The organism is Pseudomonas sp. AC193 (assembly GCF_979258075.1).
The window spans coordinates 3,303,128-3,328,686 of record NZ_OZ409832.1 but is presented as its reverse complement, the minus strand read 5'-3'; the positions used below and the strand labels follow the sequence as shown (position 1 = coordinate 3,328,686).

The following is a 25,559-nucleotide window of genomic DNA, read 5'->3' as shown; positions in this document are numbered from 1 at the left end:
ATTCACACAATTCTGTTGAAAACCAAGCAAGCGCTCGGTTAAGTTCGGCGAACCCTTCCGTGGAGCTCGCCCATGCCTGCCTTTCAGGAATACTTCGATCCCAGCCATCAATTAGTCCGCGACAGTGTCAGACGTTTCGTCGAACGCGAAATCCTGCCGGACATTGACCAGTGGGAAGAAGCCGAAAGCTTCCCCCGTGAGCTGTACCTGAAGGCTGGTGCCGCCGGCATCCTCGGCATCGGCTATCCGGAAGCGCTCGGTGGCAGCCATGAAGGCGATCTGTTCGCCAAGGTCGCCGCCAGTGAGGAATTGATGCGCTGCGGCTCTGGCGGCCTGGTAGCGGGGCTCGGCTCGCTGGATATCGGTCTGCCGCCCATCGTCAAATGGGCTCGCCCTGAAGTGCGAGATCGCGTCGTGCCACAAGTGCTCAGCGGCGAAAAGATCAGCGCCTTGGCAGTTACCGAGCCCGGTGGCGGCTCTGACGTCGCCAACCTGCAAACCCGCGCCGTGCGTGACGGCGACGTCTATCGGGTCAGCGGCAGCAAAACTTTCATCACCAGTGGCGTGCGCGCGGATTTCTACACCGTCGCGGTGCGCACCGGCGCGCCAGGCTTCGGTGGCATCAGCCTGTTGATGATCGAGAAGGGCACGCCCGGTTTCACCGTGGGTCGTCAGTTGAAGAAAATGGGCTGGTGGGCGTCGGACACGGCTGAATTGTTCTTCGACGATTGCCGTGTGCCTGTAGGAAATCTGATCGGCGCCGAGAACATGGGCTTCGCCTGCATCATGGGCAATTTTCAGAGCGAACGCCTGGCCTTGGCGCTGATGGCCAACATGACCGCGCAACTGGCGCTGGAAGAAAGCCTGAAGTGGGCGCGCGAGCGTGAAGCCTTTGGCAAACCGATTGGCAAGTTTCAGGTGATCAAACATCGACTGGCCGAAATGGCTACGGCACTGGAAGTGTCGCGCGAATTCACCTACCGGCAAGCGGCGAAAATGGCGGCGGGGCAGAGTGTGATCAAAGAGATTTCCATGGCGAAGAACTTTGCCACGGACACCTCGGATCGGATTACCACGGAGGCGGTGCAGATTCTTGGTGGGCTGGGGTATATGCGCGAGAGTCTGGTGGAGCGGCTGTATCGGGATAACCGCATCTTGTCGATTGGCGGCGGGACGCGGGAAGTGATGAACGAGATCATCAGCAAGCAGATGGGGCTGTAAGTTTGATGGTGTGGCTACTGGCCTCTTCGCGAGCAAGCCCGCTCCCACAGGGGATTTGTGAACGACACAGATCCAATGTGGGAGCGGGCTTGCTCGCGAAGGCGGCTTAAAGGGCGCTACCTATTTATCGGTCAACGCAAACTGCGTCAGGCAAAACGTCGGGATGCCCATGTCCTGCAGACGCTGCGAACCTTGCAGCTCCGGCAGGTCAATAATCGCCGCCGCCTCATGCACCCGCGCGCCCATGCGACGAATCAGGTTGGCCGCCGCAATCAGCGTGCCGCCGGTGGCGATCAAATCATCAAACATCACCACCGAATCGCCTTCGCACAGGCTGTCGGCGTGCACTTCCAGAAACGCTTCGCCGTATTCGGTCGCGTAACCTTCAGCGAGCACGTCCGCCGGCAGTTTGCCTTGCTTGCGGAACAGCACCAGCGGCTTGTTCAACTGATAGGCCAGTACCGAGCCGATCAGAAAACCGCGCGCATCCATCGCGCCGATGTGGGTGAAATCGGCTTCCACGTAGCGGTGGGCGAAGCTGTCCATCACCAGGCGCAGGGCCGTGGGCGATTGGAACAGCGGGGTGATGTCGCGAAAAATCACGCCTGGTTTCGGGAAGTCGATCACGGGGCGGATCAGGGATTTGATGTCGAAGGAGTCGAAGACCATCGTCGAGGTGTCCTGGCAGGGCTGCAAACGGCGCAGTATACCCGCGGCTGAAACGCTTCGCTCAACCGCGGATCGAGATCAGCCTTCTAACGAACCACCGGCCAGCGCGCAGAGCTGGATCGGGTCGAGGATGTGAATCTCCTTGCCCTCGGCGGCGATCAGCTGGTTTTGCTGGAAGCGGGTGAACACGCGGGATACGGTTTCCACCGCCAGACCCAAGTAGTTGCCGATTTCGTTACGCGACATTGCAAGGCGGAATTGATTGGCCGAGAAGCCGCGAGCGCGGAAGCGTGCGGACAGGTTGACCAGGAAGGTGGCGATGCGCTCGTCGGCGGTTTTCTTCGACAGCAGCAACATCATTTGCTGGTCATCGCGGATTTCGCGGCTCATCACGCGCATCAACTGACGGCGCAGCTGCGGCAATTGCAGGGCCAGTTCGTCGAGGCGTTCAAAGGGGATTTCGCAGACCGAGGTGGTTTCCAGTGCCTGAGCGGACACCGGGTGTTTCTCGGTGTCCATGCCGGACAGGCCGACCAGTTCGCTTGGCAAGTGAAACCCGGTCAGTTGTTCTTCGCCGGAATCGCTCAGGCTGAAGGTCTTCAGGGCGCCGGAGCGTACTGCAAAAACGGAATCGAATGTGTCGCCCTGGCGGAACAGGAACTCACCCTTTTTCAACGGGCGGCCACGTTTAACGATCTCGTCCAGCGCATCCATGTCTTCCAGATTCAGAGAAAGTGGCAGGCAGAGAGGGGCCAGGCTGCAATCCTTGCAATGGGCCTGGTTATGAGCGCGCAGTTTAACTGGCTCGGACATTTCTTTAATCCTTGTGGGAAAACACACATAAGACGTAAGGGTAACCCACAAGAGGACGTTCAGGCCAGTGCGTGGCGCGTCTGGCCTGCTGGCAAAATGTCGCTGTCCGGACTGGTTCATTTTGGTGGGCGCTCAGATCACCCGGGAAAAACGCTGGCGGTTTTGCTGCTCCAGGTAAGCGTCAAACACCATGCACACCGAACGCACCAGCAAGCGTCCCGCCGGCAGAATCGTGATGCAATCACGTTCCAGAGTGATCAAGCCATCGTTGGCCATGCCTTGCAGTTGTGGCCATAGCGCGCCGAAGTAACCCTGAAAATCGATGTTGAACTGCTGCTCGATCTCGGCGAAATCCAGACTGAAGTTGCAGATGAGTTGCTGAATCACCGCGCGTCGTAGCCGATCATCGGCGTTGCACACCAAGCCACGGCTGGTCGCCAGTTGCGCGGCGGCGAGGCTGTTCTGGTATTCGTTCAGATCGCTGCTGTTCTGGCAGTACAGGTCGCCAATCTGGCTGATCGCCGAAACTCCCAGACCAATCAAATCGCAATGGCCGTGGGTGGTGTAGCCCTGGAAGTTGCGTTGCAGGGTTTCCTCCTCCTGAGCAATCGCCAGTTCGTCATCGGGCAGGGCGAAGTGATCCATGCCGATGTAGCGGTAACCGGCGGCGATCAATTGTTCGGTAGTGCGCTGAAACATCTCCAGTTTCTGCGCCGGGCTCGGCAGTTCGCTGGTGTTGATCCGCCGCTGCGGCATAAAGCGTTCCGGCAAGTGCGCGTAGTTGAACACCGAGAGCCGATCCGGTTGCAGGCTGATGACTTCCTCGACGGTACGGGCGAAGTTGTCCGGGGTCTGTTTGGGCAGTCCGTAAATCAGGTCGATGTTGATCGAGCGAAATTGCAGGGTGCGCGCCGCATCGATCACCGCGCGGGTTTCTTCCAGACTTTGCAGGCGATTGACAGCGCGCTGTACGGCCGGATCGAGGTCTTGCAGGCCAATGCTGACGCGATTGAAACCGAGTTCTCGCAGCAGGCCCATGGTCGACCAGTCGGCTTCGCGCGGGTCGATTTCGATACCGTAATCGCCGGAATCGTCATCCAGCAGATTGAAATGCTTGCGCAGGTGCGCCATCAACTGACGCAGTTCATCGTGGCTGAGAAAGGTCGGGGTGCCGCCGCCGAAGTGCAGTTGCTCGACTTTTTGTGCGGGGTCGAGGTGGCAGGCGATCAACTGGATTTCCTGCTCCAGACGTTGCAGGTACGGCAGGGCGCGGCCGCGATCCTTGGTGATGACCTTGTTGCAGGCGCAGTAGTAGCAAATGTTTGCGCAGAACGGCACATGCACATACAGCGACAACGGGCGCAGGGCCTTGCGGCTGTCGCGCAGAGCGTGAAACAGATCGAACGAGCCGACCTGACTGTGAAATTGCACGGCCGTCGGATACGAGGTGTAGCGCGGTCCCGCGAGATCGTAACGGCGAATCAGATCAGAGTCCCAACGAATGGCGTCGAGCATGCGGGCATTCCCCCGGATAGGCTGGCAGTGTGGGGGGAGTCTATCGGGGTGCGGCGATGAGGCACTTGATTTGCATCAAGGGTGGTGGGTGATGCAGAGGGGCTGTGATGATGAGATTTATTGTGGCGAGGGGATTTATCCCCGTTCGGCTGCGCAGCAGTCGCAAAACCTGACTGCTGGGTATGGCGGGAGAATGCAAGGGGCCGCTTCGCGACCCAGCGGGGATAAATCCCCTCGCCACAATGGATCTGTACAGGAATTTCATTGGGGTTGATTCAGTGGCCCATCAACCAATGTTGATGCGGGCCGGGCAGGGTCGAGACGCCGAACAGGATGACCAGCAGCCCACCCGCTATACGCACGCTGCGTTTGCGCAATAGCGCAGTAACGCGTTCTGCCGCAAGGCCCGTGGCGAGCAAGACCGGCCACGTCCCCAAGCCAAACGCGAGCATCAACAACGCACTGTCCAGCGCATTGCCCTGACTCGCCGACCACAGCAACGTGCTGTAAACCAGTCCACACGGCAGCCAGCCCCACAACGCGCCGAGCAACAACGCACGCGGCACACTCGACACGGGCAACAAACGGTTAGCCACTGGCTGAATGTGCCGCCACAACCCGCGTCCGAGGCTTTCGATCCGCGTCAGCCCGCTCCACCAACCGGCCAGGTACAAACCCATGGCGATCAACAACAAACCGGCCAGTACGCGCATGAACATCGCCGCAGGACTGTTGGCAACCGCCCAGCCCGCCAGACCGATCAGCAATCCCGCCGTGGCATAACTGAGAATCCGCCCGAGGTTATACGCCAGCAGCAGTCGAAAACGCCGACTGCGTTGCTCCTTGGGAATCGCCAGGGTCAGCGCGCCCATCAAGCCGCCGCACATGCCCAGGCAATGGCCACCACCAAGCAAGCCGAGGATCAGCGCCGAGACCAGCAGTGGCGCCAGTTCAAGCATGGGGTGGGGCCTTGTCGTCCGGTTTGGTCGCGTTGACTTCGTCGACGGCGGCGGTGTGTTGCGGATCCTGATCGTCGAACAGGATGCTGTGGGCCGGGCCGTCGAGGTCGTCGTACTGACCGCTGTCCACCGCCCAGAAAAAGATGTAAACGGCGATGGCCACGATCAGCAGTGCGGCGGGGATCATCACGTAGAGAGCTGGCATCTGTACTCCATGCCCGCGCGGCTCAGGCCGGCAGCGGGCGGGTTTCCGAACGGGTGCTGGCGTGCGGCGAACCCGGCAGGCGAGTCAGGCGCAAAGCGTTGAGCACCACGGTCAACGAACTGATCGACATGCCGACCGCGGCCCACACCGGCGTGATCCAGCCGAGGGCGGCGAACGGCAACATGAGGCCATTGTACAGCGCCGCCCACAGCAGGTTCTCGATGATTACCCGACGCGTGCGCCGCGCCAACGTGAAGGCCTGAACCAGCGCGTCGAGGCGGTTGGACAGCAGCACCGCATCGGCGCTGGTTTTCGCCAGATCGGTGGCCGAACCCATGGCCACGCTGATGTCGGCCGCCGCCAGTATCGGCACGTCATTCACACCGTCGCCAAGCATCAGCACCTTGCGACCTTCCTTGTGCAACTGTTGCAAGACTTGCAGTTTGTCGTCAGGACGCAAACCACCACGGGCCTCGTCGATGCCCAATTCGGCGGCGACGCTGGCGACCATCGGCGAGCTGTCGCCAGACAACAGCAACGTGCGCCAGCCGCGCGCTTTGCACGCCGCGAGCAGGGCGGGGGCGTCATCGCGCAAGCGGTCATCAAGGACGAACCACGCCAACGGCCCCTGTGCGTCGCCCAGCAGCAGCCATTGGCCTGCTTCGTCCGGCATCGTCGGTACTGCCGCGCCGCTGAGGGCGCAGACAAATTGCGCCTGACCGATGCGCAAACGCTGCTCGCCTACCAGGCCTTCGAGACCGAGCCCCGGTGTGCTGTGAACTTCCTCTGCCGCCAGCGGTGCGCGACCGAAAGCTCGGGCAATCGGGTGTTCTGAACGGTTTTCCAGCGCGGCGGCGAGGCTCAGGCATTGCTCGCTGTCCAGTGCGCCGAGCGGGCGGATCGAACGCAATACCAAGCGGCCCTCGGTGAGGGTGCCGGTCTTGTCGAAAATCACTGTGTCGATCTGATTCAGGCCTTCCAGCACATGGCCGCGCGTCAACAGCAAACCGAGTTTGTGCAGGGTGCCGGTGGCGGCGGTGAGGGCGGTCGGCGTCGCCAGCGACAGCGCGCACGGGCAGGTCGCGACGAGCATGGCGAGGACGATCCAGAACGCGCGCGAGGAATCCAGCTCCCACCAGAGCAGGCCGATGACGGCAGCGGCGATCAGTGATAACAGCAGGAACCATTGCGCGGCGCGGTCGGCGATTTCTGCCAGTCGTGGTTTCTCCGCCTGGGCGCGGTCGAGCAGGCGGACGATGGCGGACAGGCGCGTGTCTTGCCCCAGCGCCTGCACTTCAACCGTCAGCGCCCCTTCGACATTAAGAGTGCCGGCGGTGACCGCATCGCCCAGCGTGCGCGGTTGCGGCAGGTATTCGCCGGTGAGCAGCGATTCGTCGATGCTTGATTGGCCATCAATGATCTTGCCGTCGGCCGGGAGGATCGATCCGGCTTGCACCAGAATCTTGTCGCCCGTGCGCAGTTCGCTGAGCAAAATGCGCTCGCTCTGGCCGTCACCGTCCAGACGCAGGCACGACGCGGGCAACAAATTGACCAGTTGGGCCGTGGCAGCGGCGGTACGCTCGCGGGCGCGGCGTTCCAGATAACGCCCGGCGAGCAGGAACAACGCAAACATACCGACCGCATCGAAGTACAACTCACCGACCCCGGTGATTGCCGTCCAGATCCCGGCGATGTAGGCGCTGCCGATAGCCAGCGACACCGAGACGTCCATGGTCAGGTGGCGGGTGCGCAAATCGCGCATTGCGCCTTTGAAGAACGGCGCGCAGCTGTAGAAGACGATCGGTGTGGTGAGGAACAGCGCGACCCAGCGCAGAATCGTGTGCAGCTCAGGGCTGAGGTCGATGTTGAATTCTGGCCATGTGGCCATCGTCGCCATCATCGCCTGAAACCACAGCAATCCAGCGACGCCGAGCTGGCGCAGGGCGAGACGGTTTTCGCTGGCGAGTTGTTCGCTGGCGCGGTCGGCCTGATACGGGTGGGCGGCGTAACCGATGTGGCGCAGTTCGGCGAGGATCTGGCTCAGCGGCAATTGCGCGTCGGCCCAGCTCACGTGCAGGCGATGGTTGGACAGGTTCAGTCGTGCTTCGGCCACGGCAGGCAGGGTGCGCAGATGTTTCTCGATCAGCCAGCCGCACGCGGCGCAACTGATACCTTCCATTAACAGCGTGGTTTCGGCCAGATCGCCTGCATGGCGCACGAACGGTTGTTGCACGTCGGCGCGGTCGTACAGCGCCAGTTCGTCGGTCAGTTGCACCGGCAGCGCTTCGGGGTTGGCCGAGGCTTCGCTGCGATGCTGGTAATAACTGTCGAGGCCGCCGGCAACGATGGCTTCGGCCACGGCCTGGCAGCCCGGGCAGCAGAATTCGCGGGATTCCCCGAGTACGACAGCGGTGAAGCGGCTGCCCGACGGAACGGGCAGGGCGCAGTGGTAGCAGGGGGTTGGGGTCGTCATCAAATGTTCACTAATACTGCTGAATCAACACCATCCCTGTAGGAGCTGACGAGTGCAACGAGGCTGCGATCTTTTGACCTTTTGAAGCAAGATCAAAAGATCGCAGCCTGCGGCAGCTCCTACACAGGAATTGCTTACTTTTTCAGGTCTTCGGCGCCCTGGAGGGGTTCATCACCCAGCAGCAGATCCTTGTCGTGGCTGACCAGTTCTTCTTCGAACATGCGCCACACGTGGTCATCCTGACTGCCGAGCAACTCAACAAAACGACGCCCTTCAACCTTGTCGTTCAGTTGTCCGAGGTAACGGCCGGTTTCAGATTCGCTGCGGGTCAGGACGATCTTGCGATCCTTCTCCGGCTGGGTCGGCGAGATCAGGTTCAGCTCCAGTGTCTTCGGCTGACTGTCACCGCTCAAACGCAGATCAACTTCGCCGGTAACGCCGTCCAGATGCACGTTGGCGCGCATCTTCAGGTTCTGCGCGAGCAACTCACGATCCAGCGAACGGTTGATGCCTTTGCCGGCCTCGTAGTAGTTGTCGTTCACCAGGTTGTCCGGGTTGTTTACCGCGATGGTCACCATGGACAAGGTCAGGGTCACCGAGCAGGCCAGAATCCCGATGATGATCCATGGCCAGAGGTGCTTGTACCAAGGGCTTGCGGCGTTTGCTGCGGGCATGTTCAGTTCTCTCAACGGATTTGTGGGCCGATGAATCGGCTCTTGGCTTCAACGTGTACGCTGTTGTCATCGGCATCCTTGAGGATGAATTTCACCTCGTTGGTGCTCGATGGCAGTTGTTCGGGGGCGCTCGACAGTTCGACCGGCATGCTGAAAATTTCCCCGGCCGGCACCTTGATCTCGCGTTTGCCTTGCAGGCGCAGATCCGGCAGACCGCTGGCTTCCAGCACATAGGTGTGGTCGCGCTGATCCTTGTTCATGATCTTCAGGCTGTAGACGTTTTCGATCCGGCCTTCAGCGTTTTCGCGGTACAGCACGCGATCCTTGCTGACGTCGAAACCAACCAGCGAGCGCATGAAGAACGCGGTCACCAACAGGCTGATCATCGCCAGCAACACCACGGCATAGCCGATCAGGCGCGGTCGCAGTTTATGGGTTTTCTGCCCGGACAGGTTGTGCTCGGTGGTGTAACTGATGAGGCCGCGCGGATAATTCATCTTGTCCATGATGCTGTCGCAGGCGTCGATGCACGCGGCGCAACCGATGCACTCGATCTGCAGACCGTCGCGAATGTCGATGCCGGTCGGGCAGACCTGAACGCACATGGTGCAGTCGATGCAATCACCGAGGCCCTGGGCCTTGTAGTCGATGCCTTTCTTGCGCGGGCCACGGCTTTCGCCCCGGCGCGGATCGTAGGAAACAATCAGCGTGTCTTTATCGAACATCACGCTCTGGAAGCGCGCATACGGACACATGTAGATGCACACTTGCTCGCGCAACCAACCGGCGTTGCCGTAGGTGGCGAGGGTGAAGAAACCGACCCAGAAGTACGACCAGCCATCGGCCTGGCCGGTGAAGAATTCAAAAACCAGTTCGCGGATTGGCGAGAAGTAACCGACAAAGGTCATGCCAGTGACAAAACCAATCAGCAGCCACATCGCGTGTTTCGCGGCTTTGCGCAGCAGTTTGTTGGCGCTCATCGGCGCCTTGTCGAGTTTGATGCGCTGGTTGCGGTCGCCTTCGGTGACCTTCTCGCACCACATGAAAATCCACGTCCACACGCTTTGCGGACAGGTATAACCGCACCAGACGCGACCGGCGTACACGGTGATAAAGAACAGGCCGAACGCGGCAATGATCAACAGGCCGGACAGCAGAATGAAATCCTGCGGCCAGAAGGTGGCGCCGAAGATGAAGAATTTGCGCTCGGGCAAGTTCCACCACACCGCCTGATGGCCGCCCCAATTCAGCCAGACCGTACCGAAATACAGCAGAAACAGCGCGGCGCCGCCCATCATCCGCAGGTTGCGGAACAGGCCGGTGAAAGCGCGGGTGTAGATTTTTTCTCGTGAGGCGTAAAGGTCAACGCTGTTGTTCGCGTTTTTGCTCGGTGGTGTGACGTCGTGTACCGGAATCTGGTTGCTCATCATTGCATCCCACGGCAGTGGAAAAATGCCTCGGTCGATACGTGCCAACCGCGGTCAAAAGGGGGTATTGCAGTGGCGCAATGATACGCCTGTCGCTCTAGCTCAAGGGTGCGACCTTTGGTCGCGTTGGGGGAAGAGCGTGAATGGTGTAGCGATTGCAGCAAAGCATGATGCAGGTCAATTGACTATAGACGATGGCTGTTGCCGGTATCGTGACAGCTGAGGAGGGCAGTGCAGGCACTGCCCCGTTTTCACTCACCGATCAAGGCAGTCGGCCACCGCCGAGGCTGTCGAGGCCGCCACTGCCACGTTTTTTATCAATCTCGTTTTCGTCGTCAATCTAGCGTTTTTTTCTGTTCAGGTCTTCTGAGCCAGTCAGTGGCGCGAGTGTGCTGTCCACGGTCGGAAGTCCGGAATTCAGGGTTTTGTCTGGTTCGGTCATTACTCAGCATCCTTGTCTGATTAATTGAGGGGGTATTGCATGGCGGTACTTCTGAAGAACTCAGACGTTATCGCGTGTCGGCCAACGTGCCTATCGAATTTCAATTGCCAAATATGAGCGGGCGACTCGCCACCTCGGTCAAGCCGTGCATCGACGTGATTGCTGCGAGCGCAGGGTAATGGTGGCATTGACCGGCAGGATCCGCACATTCAAGACTGGCGTTCTTGGGGGCATCAAGAAGAGCTAAAAGCGTAAGTCTGCTTTTTGTTGTTTCAGGGGGTGGCAGAAATAAAAGTTATTAATGTTGTCCGTACTTAAGGTTTTCACTGGCGTGTGCTTGCAGTAGTTTTATTGAAGTGGCCAGTCAGGCTTTTAATTCAATAAGCTCATACGAGAAGGATCTCTCATGCAACAAGTCAAGTTGTGGCGGTGCAGTGTTTTAACGTTTTTGCTGATGGCAGTAACGATTGGGGCTCAAGCTGATGAGCGTTCCCCCAATCGACTGATTTTTACATCTGATCCGCAATTTCCATGGACTGAAAGTTCCGATAATGGTGGGGAAGAATCGGCGTCGGATCGTGACAAGCGCTCTCGCTGGCTGATAGAAACCCAATACTCGGACGTTGCCAGTTACCGAAAGTTTTTCAACCGGGAGTGGCGGCCGATTCCGGTCATGATCAATGGTGACTTGACGGCGTTCGGTCACAGCGGTCAACGCTCCACTACCCAGGAGATTCTGGATAAGCACCTGGGGGGGGATTACGATTACGGTCTTGGTAATCATGATTACGAAAACAATATCAATGATTGCAGTGTTCCGGAGAACAACTGTGCTGCCGGTAGCATTTCGGATATGAAGGATAAGTATTGGGGGAAGGTCGATACGTTTGATCTTGCAGCCCGAGATATTAAAGGCAGGAAGACATTCTATGGCAGTCTCGCTTACTCAAAAAATTATGGTGATGTGCACCTGGTGCAGTTGAATAATGAGCCGACCTATACGGTGTCGTTCTCTTCCGGTTTTCCTTTGTTTAAAGTTGATTATGAAATAACGAGTGCACTCGATTGGCTTGAGCGTGATCTGAAAGCTGCTCGTGCGCAAGACAAGATCATTCTTTTAAACCTGCACAAACCCAGTGGATGGGCGGGTAGCGAGGAGCAGATTGATCGATTCAAGGCCATGATTGATAAATACGCAGTGACTGCCGTGTTTGCCGGGCACTTGCACACGCGCCCGGGGTATTACTTCTATTACAGTAGTCAGAATTTCGGGCGTGTCCCGGTCTACCTCAGTGGCGGTGCATCAAATTCGACTTACCTGATCGCTGAGTTTGCCGATGATCGCAAGAAGCTGAACGTGTTTCAGGTCAACGGTAACAATTGGCCGCGGCGTGAGCTGATCGATACCATCGAGGTCTTAAAGTAAAGCGAGGCCGGCAACAAAAAGGCCCCGCCAATTCACATTGGCGGGGCCGTTTTTTGTTTCAAGCGTAAGCCTTACTCGGCGTTCGCTTCCGGGGCTTTTTCACCGTGGGACAAGCTGTAAACGTAAGCGGCCAGCAAGTGAACCTTGTCGTTCCCTTGCAGTTGTTCCTGCGCAGGCATCTGGCCCTGACGGCCGTAACGGATGGTCTGCTGCAATTGCGCGAAGCTCGAACCGTAGATGAACGCGGCCGGGTGAGTCAGGTTAGGTGCGCCCATCGCTGGCGTACCTTTGCCTTCCGGGCCGTGGCACGCCACGCAGTTGCCGGCGAACAGTTTCTGGCCGTTGGCGACATCCGCTTTGGTGCCTTCCGGCAGCTTGCGACCATCGAGGTTGCTCACCACGAACGCGGCAACGTCAGCAACGCCTTGCTCGCCGATCACTTCAGCCCAGGCCGGCATCACTGCGTGACGACCGCCCATGATGGTGGTCTTGATGGTTTCCGGCTCGCCGCCCCAGCGCCAGTCGGCGTCGGTCAGGTTCGGGAAACCGTAAGCGCCCTTGGCGTCGGAACCGTGGCACACCGAGCAGTTGGAGGCGAACAGACGGCCCCCCATTTTCAGTGCTTGCGGATCCTTGGCGACTTCTTCGATCGGCATGGCGGCGAACTTGGCGAAGATCGGACCGAACTTGGCGTCCGAACGGGCCATTTCCTTTTCCCATTCGTGCACGCCGGTCCAGCCGGTCTGGCCGTTGGCGAACGCGGTCTGCTTGTCGTTATCGAGGTAGTTGTACCCCGGCAGCAGGCCTTTCCAGTTGCCCAGACCCGGGTACAGCACCAGGTAACCCAAGGCAAAAATGATGGTGCCGACGAACAGCATGAACCACCATTTTGGCAGCGGGTTGTCGTACTCCTCGATCCCGTCGAAGGAGTGCCCGACCGTCTCTTCCGTCTGCTCGCTGCGCTGGCCCTTGCGGGTCGACAGCAGCAGCCAGGTCAGGGAAAAGATCGTACCGAGACTGAGGACTGTGACGTACAGACTCCAGAATGTAGTCATTCTTTGTTACTCCTAGAAGCTTGCTCGACGTGCTTGATGGCTTCGGGATCATCCGCGAAAGGCAGCAAGGTCGCGTCTTCAAACTCCGACTTGCGCTTGGGGCTGAACACCCACAGCGCCAGACCGATGAAGGCCACCATCACAACAACGGTGCCCAGGCCACGAATCATCCCGATATCCATCTAAATCACCGTTTGCTTTTGATGATGGTGCCCAGGCCTTGCAGATAGGCCACCAGCGCGTCCATTTCGGTTTTGCCCTTCACGGCATCCTGAGCACCGGCGATGTCTTCGTCGGTGTAAGGAACGCCGAGCGTGCGCAAGACTTCCATTTTTTTGGCCGTCTCCTTGCCGTCGAGCTTGTTTTCCACGAGGAACGGGTACGCCGGCATTTTCGACTCAGGCACCACGTTGCGCGGGTTGTACAAGTGCGCGCGGTGCCAGTCATCGGAGTAACGCGCGCCGACACGGGCCAGATCCTGGAACCAGTACGTTTGGAACCCCACAGGAACGGGTGATCCCAGACGCTTTCACCGGCCACCGAGTAGTGGCCATAGCGTTCGGTTTCAGCGCGGAACGGACGGATCATCTGCGAGTGGCAGCCGACACAGCCGTTGGCGATGTAGACGTCGCGGCCTTCCAGTTCAAGGGCGGGGCGTGGCTTCATGCCTTCGACCGGCTTGTTGGTGACGTCCTGGAAAAACAGCGGAACGATTTGAGTCAGGCCACCGATGCTGACGGCGATGACCATGAAGAAGGCCAGCAGGCCAATATTCTTCTCGACAGCTTCATGCTTCATCAGTGAGCTCCAACGACAGCGATCTGGGCGGCGGCTTCAGCTTCAACAGCGTTCGAGGCGCGCACGGTGCGCCATACGTTGTAAGCCATCAGGAACATGCCGCTGGCGAAGAAAGCACCGCCCAAGGCACGCACGATGTAACCCGGGTGGCTGGCTTGCAGCGCTTCAACGAACGAGTAGGTGAGGGTGCCGTCATCGTTGATTGCACGCCACATCAGGCCCTGAGTGATGCCGTTGACCCACATCGATGCGATGTACAGCACGGTGCCGATGGTCGCGAGCCAGAAGTGCGCGTTGATCAGGCCGACACTGTGCATCTGCGCACGACCGAACAGTTTCGGGATCATGTGGTAGATCGCGCCGATCGAGATCATCGCCACCCAGCCAAGAGCGCCGGCGTGTACGTGGCCGATGGTCCAGTCGGTGTAGTGCGAGAGCGAGTTGACGGTCTTGATCGCCATCATCGGCCCTTCAAAAGTCGACATGCCGTAGAACGCCAGCGATACCACGAGGAAGCGCAGGATCGGGTCGGTGCGCAGCTTATGCCAGGCGCCCGAGAGGGTCATCATGCCGTTGATCATGCCGCCCCAGCTCGGTGCCAGCAGGATGATCGACATCGCCATGCCCAGCGATTGTGCCCAGTCCGGCAGTGCGGTGTAGTGCAAGTGGTGCGGGCCGGCCCAGATGTACAGGGTGATCAGTGCCCAGAAGTGCACGATCGACAGACGATACGAGTAGATCGGACGTTCGGCCTGTTTCGGCACGAAGTAGTACATCATCCCGAGGAAACCGGTGGTCAGGAAGAAACCTACGGCGTTGTGGCCGTACCACCACTGGATCATCGCGTCGGTCGCGCCGGAGTAGGCGGAGTAGGACTTGAACAGATTCACCGGCAGGGACGCGTGGTTGACGATGTGCAGCATCGCCGTGACGACGATGAACGCGCCGTAGAACCAGTTACCCACATAGATGTGCTTGGTTTTGCGCTTGGTGATGGTGCCGAAGAACACCAGACCGTAGGTGACCCAGACAATGGCCAGCAAAATGGCGATCGGCCATTCCAGTTCCGCGTATTCCTTGGTGGTGGTGTAACCCAGCGGCAAGGTAATGATCGCGCCGACAATGACCGCTTGCCAGCCCCAGAAGGTGAAGGCCGCGAGGCTGTCGGAAATCAGTCGCGTCTGGCAGGTTCGCTGCACGACATAGTAGGAAGTGGCAAACAGTGCACAACCACCGAAGGCGAAAATCACCAGGTTTGTGTGCAACGGGCGCAGGCGTCCAAAGCTCGTCCACGGCAGACCGAAGTTCAACTCCGGCCAAACCAGTTGCGAGGCGATGAAGACACCGAGCCCCATGCCAAGGATCCCCCAGACCACCGTCATGATGGCGAACTGGCGGACTACCTTATAGTTATAAGCAGTCGGACTGATTGCTGTGCTCATTCTAAGGTTCCACGGTTTGGGTGTTTTATTAGGATTAAAATCGGCCGCAAGTATGCAGAGAGCAGGGGGTCATTGCAACGCGCCATGACCTGGGTCAATGCTTTCCAACGCTGATTCTGCGGCCTTTCCATGCGCCGCGTAAGGACAAAAATGCCCTTGAAAAAAAAGTCGCTGCGGATGAAAAAAGCGAGGGGTTCAGGTCGCTTGTAACGAGGTGTGTTCAAACGGCCGGTTTGGGTGACGAATGGCAATCGGCGCGACAGCCGGTATCTACTGGCCTTTGCGGCGAATCTGTCAGCCAATTCATCGAACACAACGCTCAGGATCGACCTGCAACCGGCATGAGCCAGTCCGCATCGAGCAAGCTTAGACCCGAATTCGGGGAACCGAAAGGCGAGGCTGTTAAGGGGTGCGACAATGCGTCGCAAAGGGGTGGGAAACTGCCGCACGGAGAATCGTGCGGCAGAGGTGTACGCAATGCTTACTTCTGGTTGTCTTCAGTAATCAGTTTTTCTGTATTCAATCCGTGGCTGAGGCTGTACACATAAGCTGCCAGCAATTGCACTTTATCGTTGCCCAAAAGCTCGTTTTGTGCGGGCATGTGACCCTGACGACCATGGCGAATGGTCTGCTCGAGTTGGGTCAGGCTGGTGCCATAGATAAATCCGGCCGGGTGCGTCAAATTCGGCGCGCCCATGGCTTCGGTGCCTTGGCCGGTCGCCCCATGACAGGCTACGCAGGTGGTGCTGAACGCCTGCTGGCCCGCTTGCAGGTCGGCCTTGCTGTCGGCGGGCAGTGGCAACTTGGCCAGATCATGACGCACATACGCGGCCACGTTCTTCACCCCGGCCTCGCCCAACACTTCGCCCCACGCCGGCATCGCCGCGACCCGGCCACCCATGATGGTGGTCTTGATGGTCTCGGCGTCGCCGCCCCAACGCCAGTCGCTGTCGGCGAGGTTAGGGAAGCCGAACGCGCCTTTGGCGTCCGAGCCGTGGCACACCGAGCAGTTGGAAGCGAAGAGGCGGCCACCCATTTTCAGCGCCTGCGGATCCTTCGCCACTTCTTCCACCGGCATGGCGGCGAACCTGGCGAAGATCGGCCCGAACTTGGCGTCAGCCTTGCTCATTTCCTTTTCCCACTCGTGAACGCCGGTCCAGCCGTCCTCGTAACCCGGGAGGATACCTTTCCAGTTGCCCAGACCCGGATACAGAATCAAATAGCCCACGGCAAATACCAGCGTGCCGGCGAAGAGCATGAACCACCACTGCGGCAGCGGGTTGTCGTACTCCTCGATGCCGTCGAAGCTGTGGCCCATGGTCTGGTCGACGCTGCCTTTGGTCTCGCCCCGGCGGGTGCCGATCAGCAACCACGTCAGGCCGATCAGGCTGCCGATGGTCAGTACGCAGATCCACGTACTCCAGAAGGTGGTCATGGCCGGGTACTCCTTGGTTCAGGTGCTTGGGTTGTTTCAAATGCCGGGGTAGTTTCGGGCTGTGGCTCGTCGGCGAACGGCAGCAGACGTGCTTCAGCGAACTCCGGGGTGCGCTTGCGGTTGAACACCCACAAGGTCAGGCCGACGAAGGCGACGAACACCACGACCGTGCCGAGGCCGCGAATCAGGCCTGCACTCATTTCAATGACCATGGCTCACCTCTTGCTCTTGATCGCAGTGCCAAGCACTTGCAGGTAGGCGACGAGCGCGTCCATTTCGGTCTTGCCCTTGAGGCTGGCCACCGCGCCGGCGATGTCATCGTCGGTGTACGGCACGCCGAGGGTGCGCATGACTTTGATCTTGGTTTCGGTGTGGCTGCTGTCGACCGCTTGCGTGACCAGCCATGGGTAGGCCGGCATTTTCGATTCCGGTACGACGTTGCGCGGGTTGTACAAGTGCGCACGGTGCCAGTCATCCGAGTAGCGCGCGCCGACCCGGGCCAGATCCGGCCCGGTACGTTTCGAGCCCCACAGGAACGGGTGATCCCAGACGCTTTCACCGGCCACCGAGTAGTGTCCGTAACGTTCGGTTTCGGCGCGGAACGGGCGGATCATCTGCGAGTGGCAGCCGACGCAACCTTCACGGATATAGATGTCGCGGCCTTCCAGTTGCAGCGCGGTATAAGGCTTCATGCCTTCAACCGGTTTATTGGTGACGTCCTGGAAGAACAGCGGGACGATCTGGGTCAGGCCGCCGATGCTCACGGCAAGCACCATGAGCAACATCAGCAGGCCGACGTTCTTTTCAATCGTTTCGTGTTTCATGGCGGACTCCTCAGGCCATCTGCGCGGCAGCGACGACGTCAGCAGGCTGCGAGGCCCGCACGGTGCGCCAGGTGTTGTAAGCCATCAGGAACATGCCGCTGAGGAAGATCGCCCCGCCAATCAGCCGCACGATGAAGCCAGGGTGGCTGGCCACCAGGGTTTCGACGAAGGAGTAGGTCAGCGTGCCGTCCTCGTTGATGGCGCGCCACATCAGACCTTGCGCGATGCCGTTGACCCACATCGAGGCGATGTAGAGCACGGTGCCGATGGTCGCGAGCCAGAAGTGCGCGTTGATAAGGCCGATGCTGTGCATCTGCGCTTTGCCGAAGATTTTCGGGATCATGTGGTACAGCGCGCCGATGGAAATCATCGCTACCCAACCGAGCGCGCCGGCGTGGACGTGGCCGATGGTCCAGTCGGTGTAGTGGGAGAGGGCGTTGACCGTTTTGATGGCCATCATCGGACCTTCGAAGGTCGACATGCCGTAGAACGCCAGCGAGACCACGAGGAAGCGCAGGATCGGATCGCTGCGCAACTTATGCCAGGCGCCCGAGAGGGTCATCATGCCGTTGATCATGCCGCCCCAGCTCGGTGCCAGCAGAATCAGCGACATCACCATGCCCAGCGACTGTGCCCAGTCCGGCAGAGCGGTGTAGTGCAAGTGGTGCGGGCCGGCCCAGATGTACAGGGTGATCAGTGCCCAGAAGTGCACGATCGACAGACGATACGAGTACACCGGGCGCTCGGCCTGTTTCGGCACGAAGTAGTACATCATCCCGAGGAAACCGGCGGTGAGGAAAAAGCCTACGGCGTTGTGCCCGTACCACCATTGCACCATCGCGTCGGTTGCACCGGCGTACACCGAGTAGGACTTGGTGAAACTCACCGGCAACTCAAGGTTGTTGACGATGTGCAGAATCGCCACGGTGATGATGAACGCGCCGAAAAACCAGTTGCCCACGTAGATGTGTTTGGTTTTGCGCTGCATGATCGTGCCGAAGAACACGATGGCGTAGGCGACCCAGACAATGGTGATCAGAATGTCGATCGGCCATTCCAGCTCGGCGTATTCCTTGGAGCTGGTGTAACCCAGTGGCAGGCTGATGGCCGCCAGCAGGATCACCAGTTGCCAGCCCCAGAAGCAGAACGCGGCGATTTTTGGTGCAAACAATTGGGTTTGGCAGGTGCGTTGCACCGAGTAAAACGAACTGGCGAACAGCGCGCAGCCGCCGAACGCGAAGATCACCGCGTTCGTGTGCAGCGGGCGCAGGCGGCCAAAACTGGTCCAAGGCAAATTGAAGTTGAGTTCGGGCCAGACCAATTGGGCCGCGAGAAAAACCCCGAGCCCCATGCCGACGATGCCCCACACCACCGTCATAATGGCGAATTGGCGGACCACCTTGTAGTTGTAGGCGGTACTGATAGAAGTGTTCATGGTTCCCCATCCACGGTTCAGCCGAAGTGAGCCCGCGCAAAAGACGCGGCGAATCCTTCGTCTGGAGTTATAGGCAGACTAAAAGCGAGGCAAGCATGGACAAACAGCACAAGGCCAGTATTGACGGGGATCAATGGGCGCAATGCGTGCGTGATCATGGGTGGCTTTGGGATGCTGCTCATGGGGAAGCTGCGGCGACGTTGATCCTGGCTCACGGTGCTGGTGCGCCGATGGACAGCGACTGGATGAACGACATGGCTGGGCGCCTTGCTGCTCTTGGGATTAACGTGTTGCGCTTTGAGTTTCCGTATATGGCGCAGCGGCGCGTTGACGGTGGTAAACGTCCGCCCAATCCGGCGCCGAAGCTGTTGGAGTGCTGGCGTGAGGTGTTTGCTGTAGTGCGACGTCATGTCACTGGGGTTTTGGCGATTGGCGGGAAGTCGATGGGGGGGCGGATGGCGAGTCTTTTGGCTGACGAATTGGGCGTGGATGCGTTGGTGTGTCTGGGGTATCCGTTTTATGCGGTGGGGAAGCCGGAGAAGCCTCGGGTTGAGCATTTGGCTTCTTTGCAGACGCGGACGTTGATTGTGCAGGGGGAGCGGGATGCGCTTGGCAATCGGGAGGCCGTGGAGGCGTATGCGTTATCGCCGAGTATCAAGGTGTTTTGGCTGGTGGCCGGGGATCATGATTTGAAACCGCTCAAGGCTTCAGGTTTTACCCATGAACAGCATTTGGCCAGTGCCGCGCAGAAGGTGGCCGAGTTTCTCAAGGGTTAACCGAGATCCCGAACCGCATAAAGATCGGCTCCCTTTCCCCTTCGCCCCCTTGGGGGCGGTCCGACGTTTCGGGAGGGCTGGGGTGAGGGGGATCGATTTCAGCTGCGACATATTTTTTGAGTACATATCCATTGCTGCGGTAACGGCCACTTACGGTTTCGCCCTTACGGCGACTCACTTTTTTACAAGCGCCTAAAAAAGTAAGCAAAAAACGCTTGCTCCTACGTCCGGCCCGCTCGCTGGGGCTCGGGGTTCCTTCGCTCCGGGATCCATCCGGGCGCATCGCCTCCGGTTTGCTGCGCTGCACCTCCTCTCGATGTGTTTGGCTGCGCCAAACGGTCGCTGCGCTCCCACCCCCGGGATGAATCCCTCCACTCAGCCTTCCGATGTCGCTTGTGGATCAAGATCAAAATCTGCAGCCGAGCTTGCGCTCATCCTGTTGAGTGGGGCGGCTGCGCCGCGAATTCCATGTAGGAGCTGCCGAAGGCTGCGATCTTTTGATTTTGTTTTTGTAGGAGCAGAGCTTGCTCGCGAAGGCGGCCTGATAGCCGACCTGTCTCTTGCTGAACGCACCGGATCCCACTGTGGAGCCAGCCTGCTGGCGATGGCGACCCGCCGAATCTCTATCAGATGTACTCAATCCGTGTGGGAGCTGGCTTGCCAGCGATAGCGACCTACCAGCCAACCCATTCCTAACCCGTGTAGCAAATCCCACTGTGGGAGCGGGCTTGCTCGCGAAAGCGGTCTGCCTGGCACCATCAATTTCAGCCAAGCAATAAAGAACCGGAAGCCTTCGCTGTGTGGTTCTTCAAAATCAAAAAAATCGCAGCCTGCCAGTGATCACAAATTTATCGAACACTTTCTGCCCATCACGCGCGGCTTGCCGAACATCAAGGAATGTCAGTTCATCACGGACATCTTTTTTGTTGGGTTTGTCGGTTTTTCGGGTGGTGGCCATCGGAGCCTCCGAAGGATGTGTATTCATGCTGACCAGCTTATGTGAATTAATTTTGAGCGGCAAACAGTAGAACCCTGCTCAGAGATGGGCAAGTCGGCGGATTCTGATCGAGTTGTAGGACATGGAGCGCAGATGTGTAGGCACTGGAATATCGTCCTTTGATGGCTGCGATGGCGCGGGATGCATTTTCAGGTTGAGCGATTTTGTTTAATCGTTTCAGAAAACGGGTTGAACATTTTTCGGCATTTCGCGTTGTTAAACATGATTGCTGACAGATGTTTAAATTACACAAACCGTTACGCCACAAGCCCTACAACGCCTTGCGCCTTTACCTACGCGTACGCCAGAATCCGCCGGCATACACGACTATAGGCCGGGTTATATCGTTTCCCTGTCACTGAAATACAGTGATCGGGTTTGGTAGCCCGTTTTGAGTTGTGGATGTTGCGACACCTCCAATGCGGTCTCTTTTTTGAGCGCCGCTTTTTATGGTGGGCATGCGTGGGGCTCATTCGTGAGCGCCGGGTTTCCCAATTCGACCGGTCTACCAACCCGCGCATGGCCGCCACCCGCCGTTTGGTAGCGAGGGTGATGGCTCTCATTTTTCGAATTGGAGTTTCATCTATGTTCAAAGCCACGCCAAACCCCCCGGACGTCGAACCAATCCCGTACGACCCAACCCTCGAACCACAAAAGATAAAAGAAGCAACCGACCGCGCCATCAACTTCTATCTCAACCCCGGTCGATTGAAACTCTCAGTCCCTTCCCGCAAGACCAGCAAGATCTTCCTCATCGACCCCGCCGTGGACGAAGAAACATTACTCGTCGAAGCCTGCGAATCGCTAGCAGCCGCCAGTGACATGGCGCGTGAAATCGGCGATGTCGTCGACAACACACAACGCCGAGCCCTGTTGATGCTGCATCAGGTGATCATGCTGAGTGAGCTCATGGTCAATCGAGTCTTGGATGGCCGTCGCTTGCCGCACTAGCGATCCCGCCACGATCCCTTGTAGGAGCTGCCGCAGGCTGCGATCTTTTGATCTGCTTTTTAACAATCAAAAGCCGATCAAAAGACCGCAGCCTGCGGCAGCTCCTACACGGTGTCATTTTTTCGCAGTGCTTCGAGGAGTTTCAGCTTATGTCCGAAACCACAAAACCGCTGGTCACAGATCCGGCTTCACCGTACGAATCATTCGCTTCAAAGAAGCTCCACGCCGCCGCCGAACGCACCCTCGACCATTACCTCGCACCCGCGCAGATCATGGCCACGCCTTATAGTCCCAGCAGCATGTTCATGGTCAATCCGCAAACCGACACTGAATCCTTATTGGCGAATGCCTTTGAGTCATTGGCCTCGGCCACGGTCATGCTCGGTGACTTCGCCGGGATGTTGGAAGGCCCCAGCCGCAATACGCTGTTGGGCATTGCGCAGGTTGTGATGCTGGGGGAGTTGGCGGTGAATCAGGCACTTGAAAACGTTGTGCCACGCGATTAACTGTCGACAATCGCTACGCAGGAGTATGACTTCTGCGCAGCGCTGTCCTCTAAACGCATCGCGGGCATTGGTTAAGTGTCTTGCGCGCGGATGTGAAGAAATTACGGATGTAGCAGCGTCAATTCGAAGTGGCCACTGGGTGCCAAACGGTAACCATCAGATTTAAAGGTGGCAATGAAGTCACCTGTCACCGTTCGTTTTGCTCGATTCAGTCTGATTGTCAGTTCCGCATTATCCGCCTTGACCACCCGGACACCGGAAAACCCGGGAGGCGCTGGAATCCAGTGACTGTGGGACGCATGAAATCTGTCGTCGGCGCCAAGTTTGTAGGTGTACTCCATAAGATCCTGATCGAGGTAGGGAACGCTCAAAAGAAAACCGAAGTAGTTCTCTTCCTCGTCCGAGCCGATGCTGGCGGAGAAAACCCAGCTTTCTTCGCCCGTCACTTCAAATTTACTGTAGTAAGCCACAGCGGACTCTGCATAGATTGGCTCTGATCCTAAGCTCCAATGGAAGTCTTCAGTGGTAGCCACAATATTTTTTTGCTTCGGAATGAAAACGCTCTGTGCGCTCATAGTGAAATCCTTCTCGTGAACATGGATGAAAGACAGGCTGTTCAGCCTGCCTGTTCATGATGTTCTTCTGGTGCAAGGCGTCTACTGTAAGACCTGACAGCTAGACAAGGTCGCGAAGGTCTGAATCAACTGCTCGCTGTCTGTCATTTTTTGGACGCTGGCCATGACAGCCCTCACCCTAACCACTCCCCGAGGGAGAGGGGACTGACCGAGGTAAATGTGCGAGGTGCGCCGACTTGAGATTCCATGTCAAACTCAAATTCTGAAATGCACACAGATCGGCTCCCTTTTCCATCGTCCCTTTGGGGGGAATCCGACACAACAAAAAACCCGGAAGCTCTCGCCATCCGGGTTTTTGTTATCGCCAGTTCAATCAGCGGTTAAACCGCTCCACCAACGAGTATTGCGTATTCGCCGTCTTCGTCAGCTCTTCACTCAACAATGCCGAGTTATGTGCCTGTTCCGACGTCTGATCTGCCAGTTCTGAAATGTTGCTGATGTTGCGGCTGATCTCTTCCGCCACCGCACTTTGCTCTTCCGTCGCCGCTGCAATCTGCGTGGTCATGTCGGTGATGTTAGCCACCGCTTCACTGATCCCGACCAATGCCTGATCCGCTTCCAATACCCGCGCCACACCTTCTTCGGCCTGACGATGCCCGGCTTCCATGGTTTGCACAGCGCTGGATGCAGTCTGCTGCAACTTGGCGATCAAGGCGTGAATCTGCCCGGTCGATTCGCTGGTACGTTGCGCCAACTGGCGAACTTCGTCAGCCACCACGGCAAAACCACGGCCCATCTCACCGGCACGCGCCGCTTCGATCGCGGCGTTCAGAGCGAGCAGGTTGGTCTGATCGGCGATGCCTTTGATCACATCAACCACGCCGCCGATTTCGTCGCTGTCCTTGGCCAGTTGAGTGACGGTCAGGCCGGTTTCGCCGACAACTACCGACAAGCGCTGAATGGCTTCGCGGGTTTCCCCGGCAATGTCACGACCACGACCGGTCAGGCGATTGGCTTCCTGCGTCGCGTCAGCCGTGCGCTGCACGTGGCTCGCGACTTCTTGCGTGGTCGCGGCCATTTGGTTAACGGCGGTGGCGACTTGTTCGGTTTCCACGCGTTGACGTTCCAGACCGCTGGAGCTGTTGTGCGCGAGGACGTCGGACTGTTTGGCCTGATCGGTCAGGTGTTCGGCGGTGTCCTGCAAGCGGGTCAGGCAGGTTTTCAGGCGTGCTTCCTGGCTGAGGATCGACATTTCCAGACGCGCTTGCGCGCCACGGCTGTCGGTGTACATCTGTGCGATCAGCGGGTCGGAGGTGGTCTGTTCGGCCAGACGCAGCAGGCGTTTCAGCCCACGCTGCTGCCATTGCAGACCCATCAGGCCCAGCGGCACCGACAAACCGGCGGCGAGGGCGAAGCCCCAGTGCGAATTGAGGGTCGCGCCGATCACGAAGCTCAGTTGGCTGACCAGAATGAACGGCAACCAGTCTTGCAGTACCGGTAGCCATTTATCGCTGGACGGGATCGCCGACTTGCCTTGGTTGATGCGTTGGTAGAGCGCTTCGGCGCGGCGGATCTGTTCGGCGGTGGGTTTGATCCGCACCGACTCGTAACCGACCACCTGATTGCCGTCGAACACCGGTGTCACGTAGGCGTTAACCCAGTAATGGTCACCGGTCTTACAGCGATTCTTGACAATGCCCATCCATGGCAAGCCTTGTTTCAGTGTGCCCCACATGTGCGAAAACACCGCGGCCGGGACGTCGGGGTGACGAACCAAATTGTGCGGCGCGCGGATCAGTTCTTCACGCGAAAACCCGCTGATTTCAACGAAAGCGTCGTTGCAGTAGGTGATCACGCCCTTGGCGTCGGTTGTGGAAATCAACCGCTGCTGAGCCGGGAACGTCCGTTCGCGTTGTGTGATGGGCTGGTTATTACGCATGGTTTTTCAATCCGCAAGGCTTTGAAAGGTTGTCGGCGGTCGCGGCGTTTTATTGAAATTATTTTTCAGATTTAAGAATGGCGTCGCAAAACGGCCATTGCTTCAACCGGCGAGCATCGGATAGGTGAACAGCGCGAAGTGCAGCAGATTCAGGCCGAAATGCGTGGCAATCGCCGCGCCCAGTCCGCCGAAACGGTAGGCCAGGCCATAACCGACACCGGCCAGACTCGCGAGCAACACCCACTGCCAACCGGCACCCAGATGCACCAGGCCGAAAATCAGCGAGGCGAGCAGCAGGGCGAGGTTTTCGCCGTAAGGCAGGTTTTTGAAACGACGGCTGAGACCGCCCTGTATATAGCCGCGAAACAGCGCTTCCTCGACCAGCGTCACCAGCAGTAGATTGTTCAGCACCCATAACCAGGCCTGATCGGGCCACTTCGGCGCCCACGCGATCACGCCGAGCAATACCGCGCCGCCGAGGGCGAGGATCACGCTCAAGGTCAGGGCGACGACGGTGGCGTAGACCGTCAGTCGCAACGAGCGCCGCGCGACAATCCATGGGCAGACCAGCAACAGCCAGAAGCCAATCAACGGTTTGTCGAGATTGAGATACATCGCGAATGGCACGGCGTCATCGGTGAAACGTTGCGGATCGATCACTCGCGCGCTGGAGAAGCCCGGCAACCAGTGCAGCGCCAACGCCAGCGCCAGCACGATGAATAGACCGTGACCGAGAAACCGCCCGACCGGCACCTGTTGCTGGCGCACGGCAAAGCCCGCGAACATCAATAGCCCAAGCGAGATCAACGCCAGCCAGCCGAGTTGGCCATGGCTCAACGCCAAACCGTAGCCGAGGCTGAGAAGGGCCAGATAGAGCCATGGCAAAGCCTTCATCGAAAGTCCCTGTGCACATTTTGTGGAAGGGCTTTCTACACGGGCGAGGGCGTGGGGACAAGTGAAGTGTGGCGGCAAACCGGACACACAACCTGTAGGAGCTGCCGA

The 25,559-nt window shown here is 58.5% G+C and carries 24 protein-coding genes and 1 pseudogene; 5 read left to right on the top strand and 20 right to left on the bottom strand.

The window, feature by feature from the left end; translation table 11 throughout:
- The first annotated feature begins 72 nt into the window (after positions 1-72).
- Complete coding sequence (locus tag ACZZ0D_RS14945) at positions 73-1,221, top strand: acyl-CoA dehydrogenase family protein (protein ID WP_400755166.1); 1,149 nt, start codon at positions 73-75, stop codon at positions 1,219-1,221.
- A 120-nt stretch (positions 1,222-1,341) separates the two neighbouring features.
- Here the strand turns inward: ACZZ0D_RS14945 and ACZZ0D_RS14940 are convergent, their stop codons facing one another.
- From ACZZ0D_RS14940 to ccoG, 8 genes are all read right to left on the bottom strand, one after another.
- Complete coding sequence (locus ACZZ0D_RS14940) at positions 1,342-1,890, bottom strand: adenine phosphoribosyltransferase (protein WP_024012326.1); 549 nt, start codon at positions 1,888-1,890, stop codon at positions 1,342-1,344.
- 78 nt (positions 1,891-1,968) lie between these two features.
- Positions 1,969-2,703: a fumarate/nitrate reduction transcriptional regulator Fnr gene (gene fnr / locus ACZZ0D_RS14935; protein ID WP_053118774.1), complete on the bottom strand. Its 735-nt coding sequence runs from the start codon at positions 2,701-2,703 to the stop codon at positions 1,969-1,971.
- Positions 2,704-2,835: 132 nt separating this feature from the next.
- Positions 2,836-4,218, bottom strand: a complete 1,383-nt coding sequence (gene hemN, locus ACZZ0D_RS14930) for an oxygen-independent coproporphyrinogen III oxidase (protein WP_463553663.1) — start codon at positions 4,216-4,218, stop codon at positions 2,836-2,838.
- A 275-nt stretch (positions 4,219-4,493) separates the two neighbouring features.
- Positions 4,494-5,177, bottom strand: a complete 684-nt coding sequence (locus ACZZ0D_RS14925; protein ID WP_463553662.1) for a sulfite exporter TauE/SafE family protein — start codon at positions 5,175-5,177, stop codon at positions 4,494-4,496.
- Positions 5,170-5,382 carry a cbb3-type cytochrome oxidase assembly protein CcoS gene (gene ccoS / locus ACZZ0D_RS14920; protein ID WP_053118779.1) on the bottom strand — a complete coding sequence of 71 codons (213 nt, stop codon included), beginning with the start codon at positions 5,380-5,382 and terminating at the stop codon, positions 5,170-5,172. Before ccoS ends, ACZZ0D_RS14925 begins: the two co-directional genes overlap by 8 nt.
- Positions 5,383-5,404: 22 nt before the next feature.
- A complete protein-coding gene (locus tag ACZZ0D_RS14915) occupies positions 5,405-7,855 on the bottom strand; it encodes a heavy metal translocating P-type ATPase (RefSeq protein WP_463553661.1) in 2,451 nt (816 codons plus the stop codon).
- Positions 7,856-7,989: 134 nt separating this feature from the next.
- Positions 7,990-8,529 carry a FixH family protein gene (locus ACZZ0D_RS14910; RefSeq protein ID WP_212544359.1) on the bottom strand — a complete coding sequence of 180 codons (540 nt, stop codon included), beginning with the start codon at positions 8,527-8,529 and terminating at the stop codon, positions 7,990-7,992.
- An 11-nt stretch (positions 8,530-8,540) separates the two neighbouring features.
- Positions 8,541-9,956 (bottom strand): cytochrome c oxidase accessory protein CcoG, encoded by a 1,416-nt coding sequence (gene ccoG / locus ACZZ0D_RS14905; RefSeq protein WP_053118785.1) that lies wholly within the window; start codon positions 9,954-9,956, stop codon positions 8,541-8,543.
- A gap of 848 nt (positions 9,957-10,804) precedes the next feature.
- Here ccoG and ACZZ0D_RS14900 point away from each other — a divergent pair.
- Positions 10,805-11,824, top strand: coding sequence for a metallophosphoesterase family protein (locus ACZZ0D_RS14900; RefSeq protein ID WP_463553660.1), 1,020 nt, complete (start codon positions 10,805-10,807; stop codon positions 11,822-11,824).
- Positions 11,825-11,895: 71 nt separating this feature from the next.
- Here ACZZ0D_RS14900 and ccoP (ACZZ0D_RS14895) read toward each other — a convergent pair whose 3' ends face one another.
- From ccoP (ACZZ0D_RS14895) to ccoN (ACZZ0D_RS14860), 8 genes and pseudogenes are all read right to left on the bottom strand, one after another.
- On the bottom strand, positions 11,896-12,879 hold the full coding sequence (ccoP, locus tag ACZZ0D_RS14895) for a cytochrome-c oxidase, cbb3-type subunit III (protein ID WP_053118790.1): 984 nt from the start codon (positions 12,877-12,879) through the stop codon (positions 11,896-11,898).
- Positions 12,876-13,061, bottom strand: a complete 186-nt coding sequence (locus tag ACZZ0D_RS14890; RefSeq protein ID WP_003175465.1) for a CcoQ/FixQ family Cbb3-type cytochrome c oxidase assembly chaperone — start codon at positions 13,059-13,061, stop codon at positions 12,876-12,878. The genes ccoP (ACZZ0D_RS14895) and ACZZ0D_RS14890 overlap by 4 nt, the downstream gene beginning before the upstream one ends.
- A 5-nt stretch (positions 13,062-13,066) precedes the next feature.
- Positions 13,067-13,677: pseudogene (ccoO, locus tag ACZZ0D_RS14885) on the bottom strand (cytochrome-c oxidase, cbb3-type subunit II).
- Positions 13,677-15,119 (bottom strand): cytochrome-c oxidase, cbb3-type subunit I, encoded by a 1,443-nt coding sequence (gene ccoN / locus ACZZ0D_RS14880; RefSeq protein ID WP_053118794.1) that lies wholly within the window; start codon positions 15,117-15,119, stop codon positions 13,677-13,679. Before ccoN (ACZZ0D_RS14880) ends, ccoO (ACZZ0D_RS14885) begins: the two are co-directional and overlap by 1 nt.
- A 481-nt stretch (positions 15,120-15,600) precedes the next feature.
- Positions 15,601-16,554, bottom strand: a complete 954-nt coding sequence (gene ccoP, locus ACZZ0D_RS14875) for a cytochrome-c oxidase, cbb3-type subunit III (protein ID WP_400652518.1) — start codon at positions 16,552-16,554, stop codon at positions 15,601-15,603.
- Positions 16,551-16,766: a cbb3-type cytochrome oxidase subunit 3 gene (locus tag ACZZ0D_RS14870; RefSeq protein ID WP_463553659.1), complete on the bottom strand. Its 216-nt coding sequence runs from the start codon at positions 16,764-16,766 to the stop codon at positions 16,551-16,553. The genes ccoP (ACZZ0D_RS14875) and ACZZ0D_RS14870 overlap by 4 nt, the downstream gene beginning before the upstream one ends.
- A 3-nt stretch (positions 16,767-16,769) precedes the next feature.
- Positions 16,770-17,378 carry a cytochrome-c oxidase, cbb3-type subunit II gene (gene ccoO / locus ACZZ0D_RS14865; RefSeq protein ID WP_053118801.1) on the bottom strand — a complete coding sequence of 203 codons (609 nt, stop codon included), beginning with the start codon at positions 17,376-17,378 and terminating at the stop codon, positions 16,770-16,772.
- 10 nt (positions 17,379-17,388) lie between these two features.
- Complete coding sequence (ccoN, locus tag ACZZ0D_RS14860) at positions 17,389-18,813, bottom strand: cytochrome-c oxidase, cbb3-type subunit I (RefSeq protein WP_053118803.1); 1,425 nt, start codon at positions 18,811-18,813, stop codon at positions 17,389-17,391.
- A gap of 95 nt (positions 18,814-18,908) precedes the next feature.
- On the opposite strand from ccoN (ACZZ0D_RS14860), the gene ACZZ0D_RS14855 reads away from it, so the two are divergent.
- Positions 18,909-19,589 (top strand): alpha/beta family hydrolase, encoded by a 681-nt coding sequence (locus ACZZ0D_RS14855; RefSeq protein ID WP_053118805.1) that lies wholly within the window; start codon positions 18,909-18,911, stop codon positions 19,587-19,589.
- Between the two features lie 814 nt (positions 19,590-20,403).
- On the opposite strand, the gene ACZZ0D_RS14850 is transcribed toward ACZZ0D_RS14855, so the two are convergent.
- Positions 20,404-20,547 (bottom strand): hypothetical protein, encoded by a 144-nt coding sequence (locus tag ACZZ0D_RS14850; protein ID WP_463553658.1) that lies wholly within the window; start codon positions 20,545-20,547, stop codon positions 20,404-20,406.
- Between the two features lie 624 nt (positions 20,548-21,171).
- Here ACZZ0D_RS14850 and ACZZ0D_RS14845 point away from each other — a divergent pair.
- On the top strand, positions 21,172-21,537 hold the full coding sequence (locus ACZZ0D_RS14845; RefSeq protein WP_463553657.1) for a DUF6124 family protein: 366 nt from the start codon (positions 21,172-21,174) through the stop codon (positions 21,535-21,537).
- 149 nt (positions 21,538-21,686) lie between these two features.
- Positions 21,687-22,043, top strand: a complete 357-nt coding sequence (locus tag ACZZ0D_RS14840) for a DUF6124 family protein (RefSeq protein ID WP_463553656.1) — start codon at positions 21,687-21,689, stop codon at positions 22,041-22,043.
- 101 nt (positions 22,044-22,144) lie between these two features.
- Here ACZZ0D_RS14840 and ACZZ0D_RS14835 read toward each other — a convergent pair whose 3' ends face one another.
- From ACZZ0D_RS14835 to ACZZ0D_RS14825, 3 genes are all read right to left on the bottom strand, one after another.
- On the bottom strand, positions 22,145-22,618 hold the full coding sequence (locus ACZZ0D_RS14835) for a hypothetical protein (RefSeq protein ID WP_463553655.1): 474 nt from the start codon (positions 22,616-22,618) through the stop codon (positions 22,145-22,147).
- Between the two features lie 373 nt (positions 22,619-22,991).
- Positions 22,992-24,557 (bottom strand): methyl-accepting chemotaxis protein, encoded by a 1,566-nt coding sequence (locus ACZZ0D_RS14830; protein ID WP_053118810.1) that lies wholly within the window; start codon positions 24,555-24,557, stop codon positions 22,992-22,994.
- Between the two features lie 102 nt (positions 24,558-24,659).
- Positions 24,660-25,451, bottom strand: a complete 792-nt coding sequence (locus tag ACZZ0D_RS14825; RefSeq protein WP_463553654.1) for a lysostaphin resistance A-like protein — start codon at positions 25,449-25,451, stop codon at positions 24,660-24,662.
- Positions 25,452-25,559 lie beyond the last annotated feature (108 nt).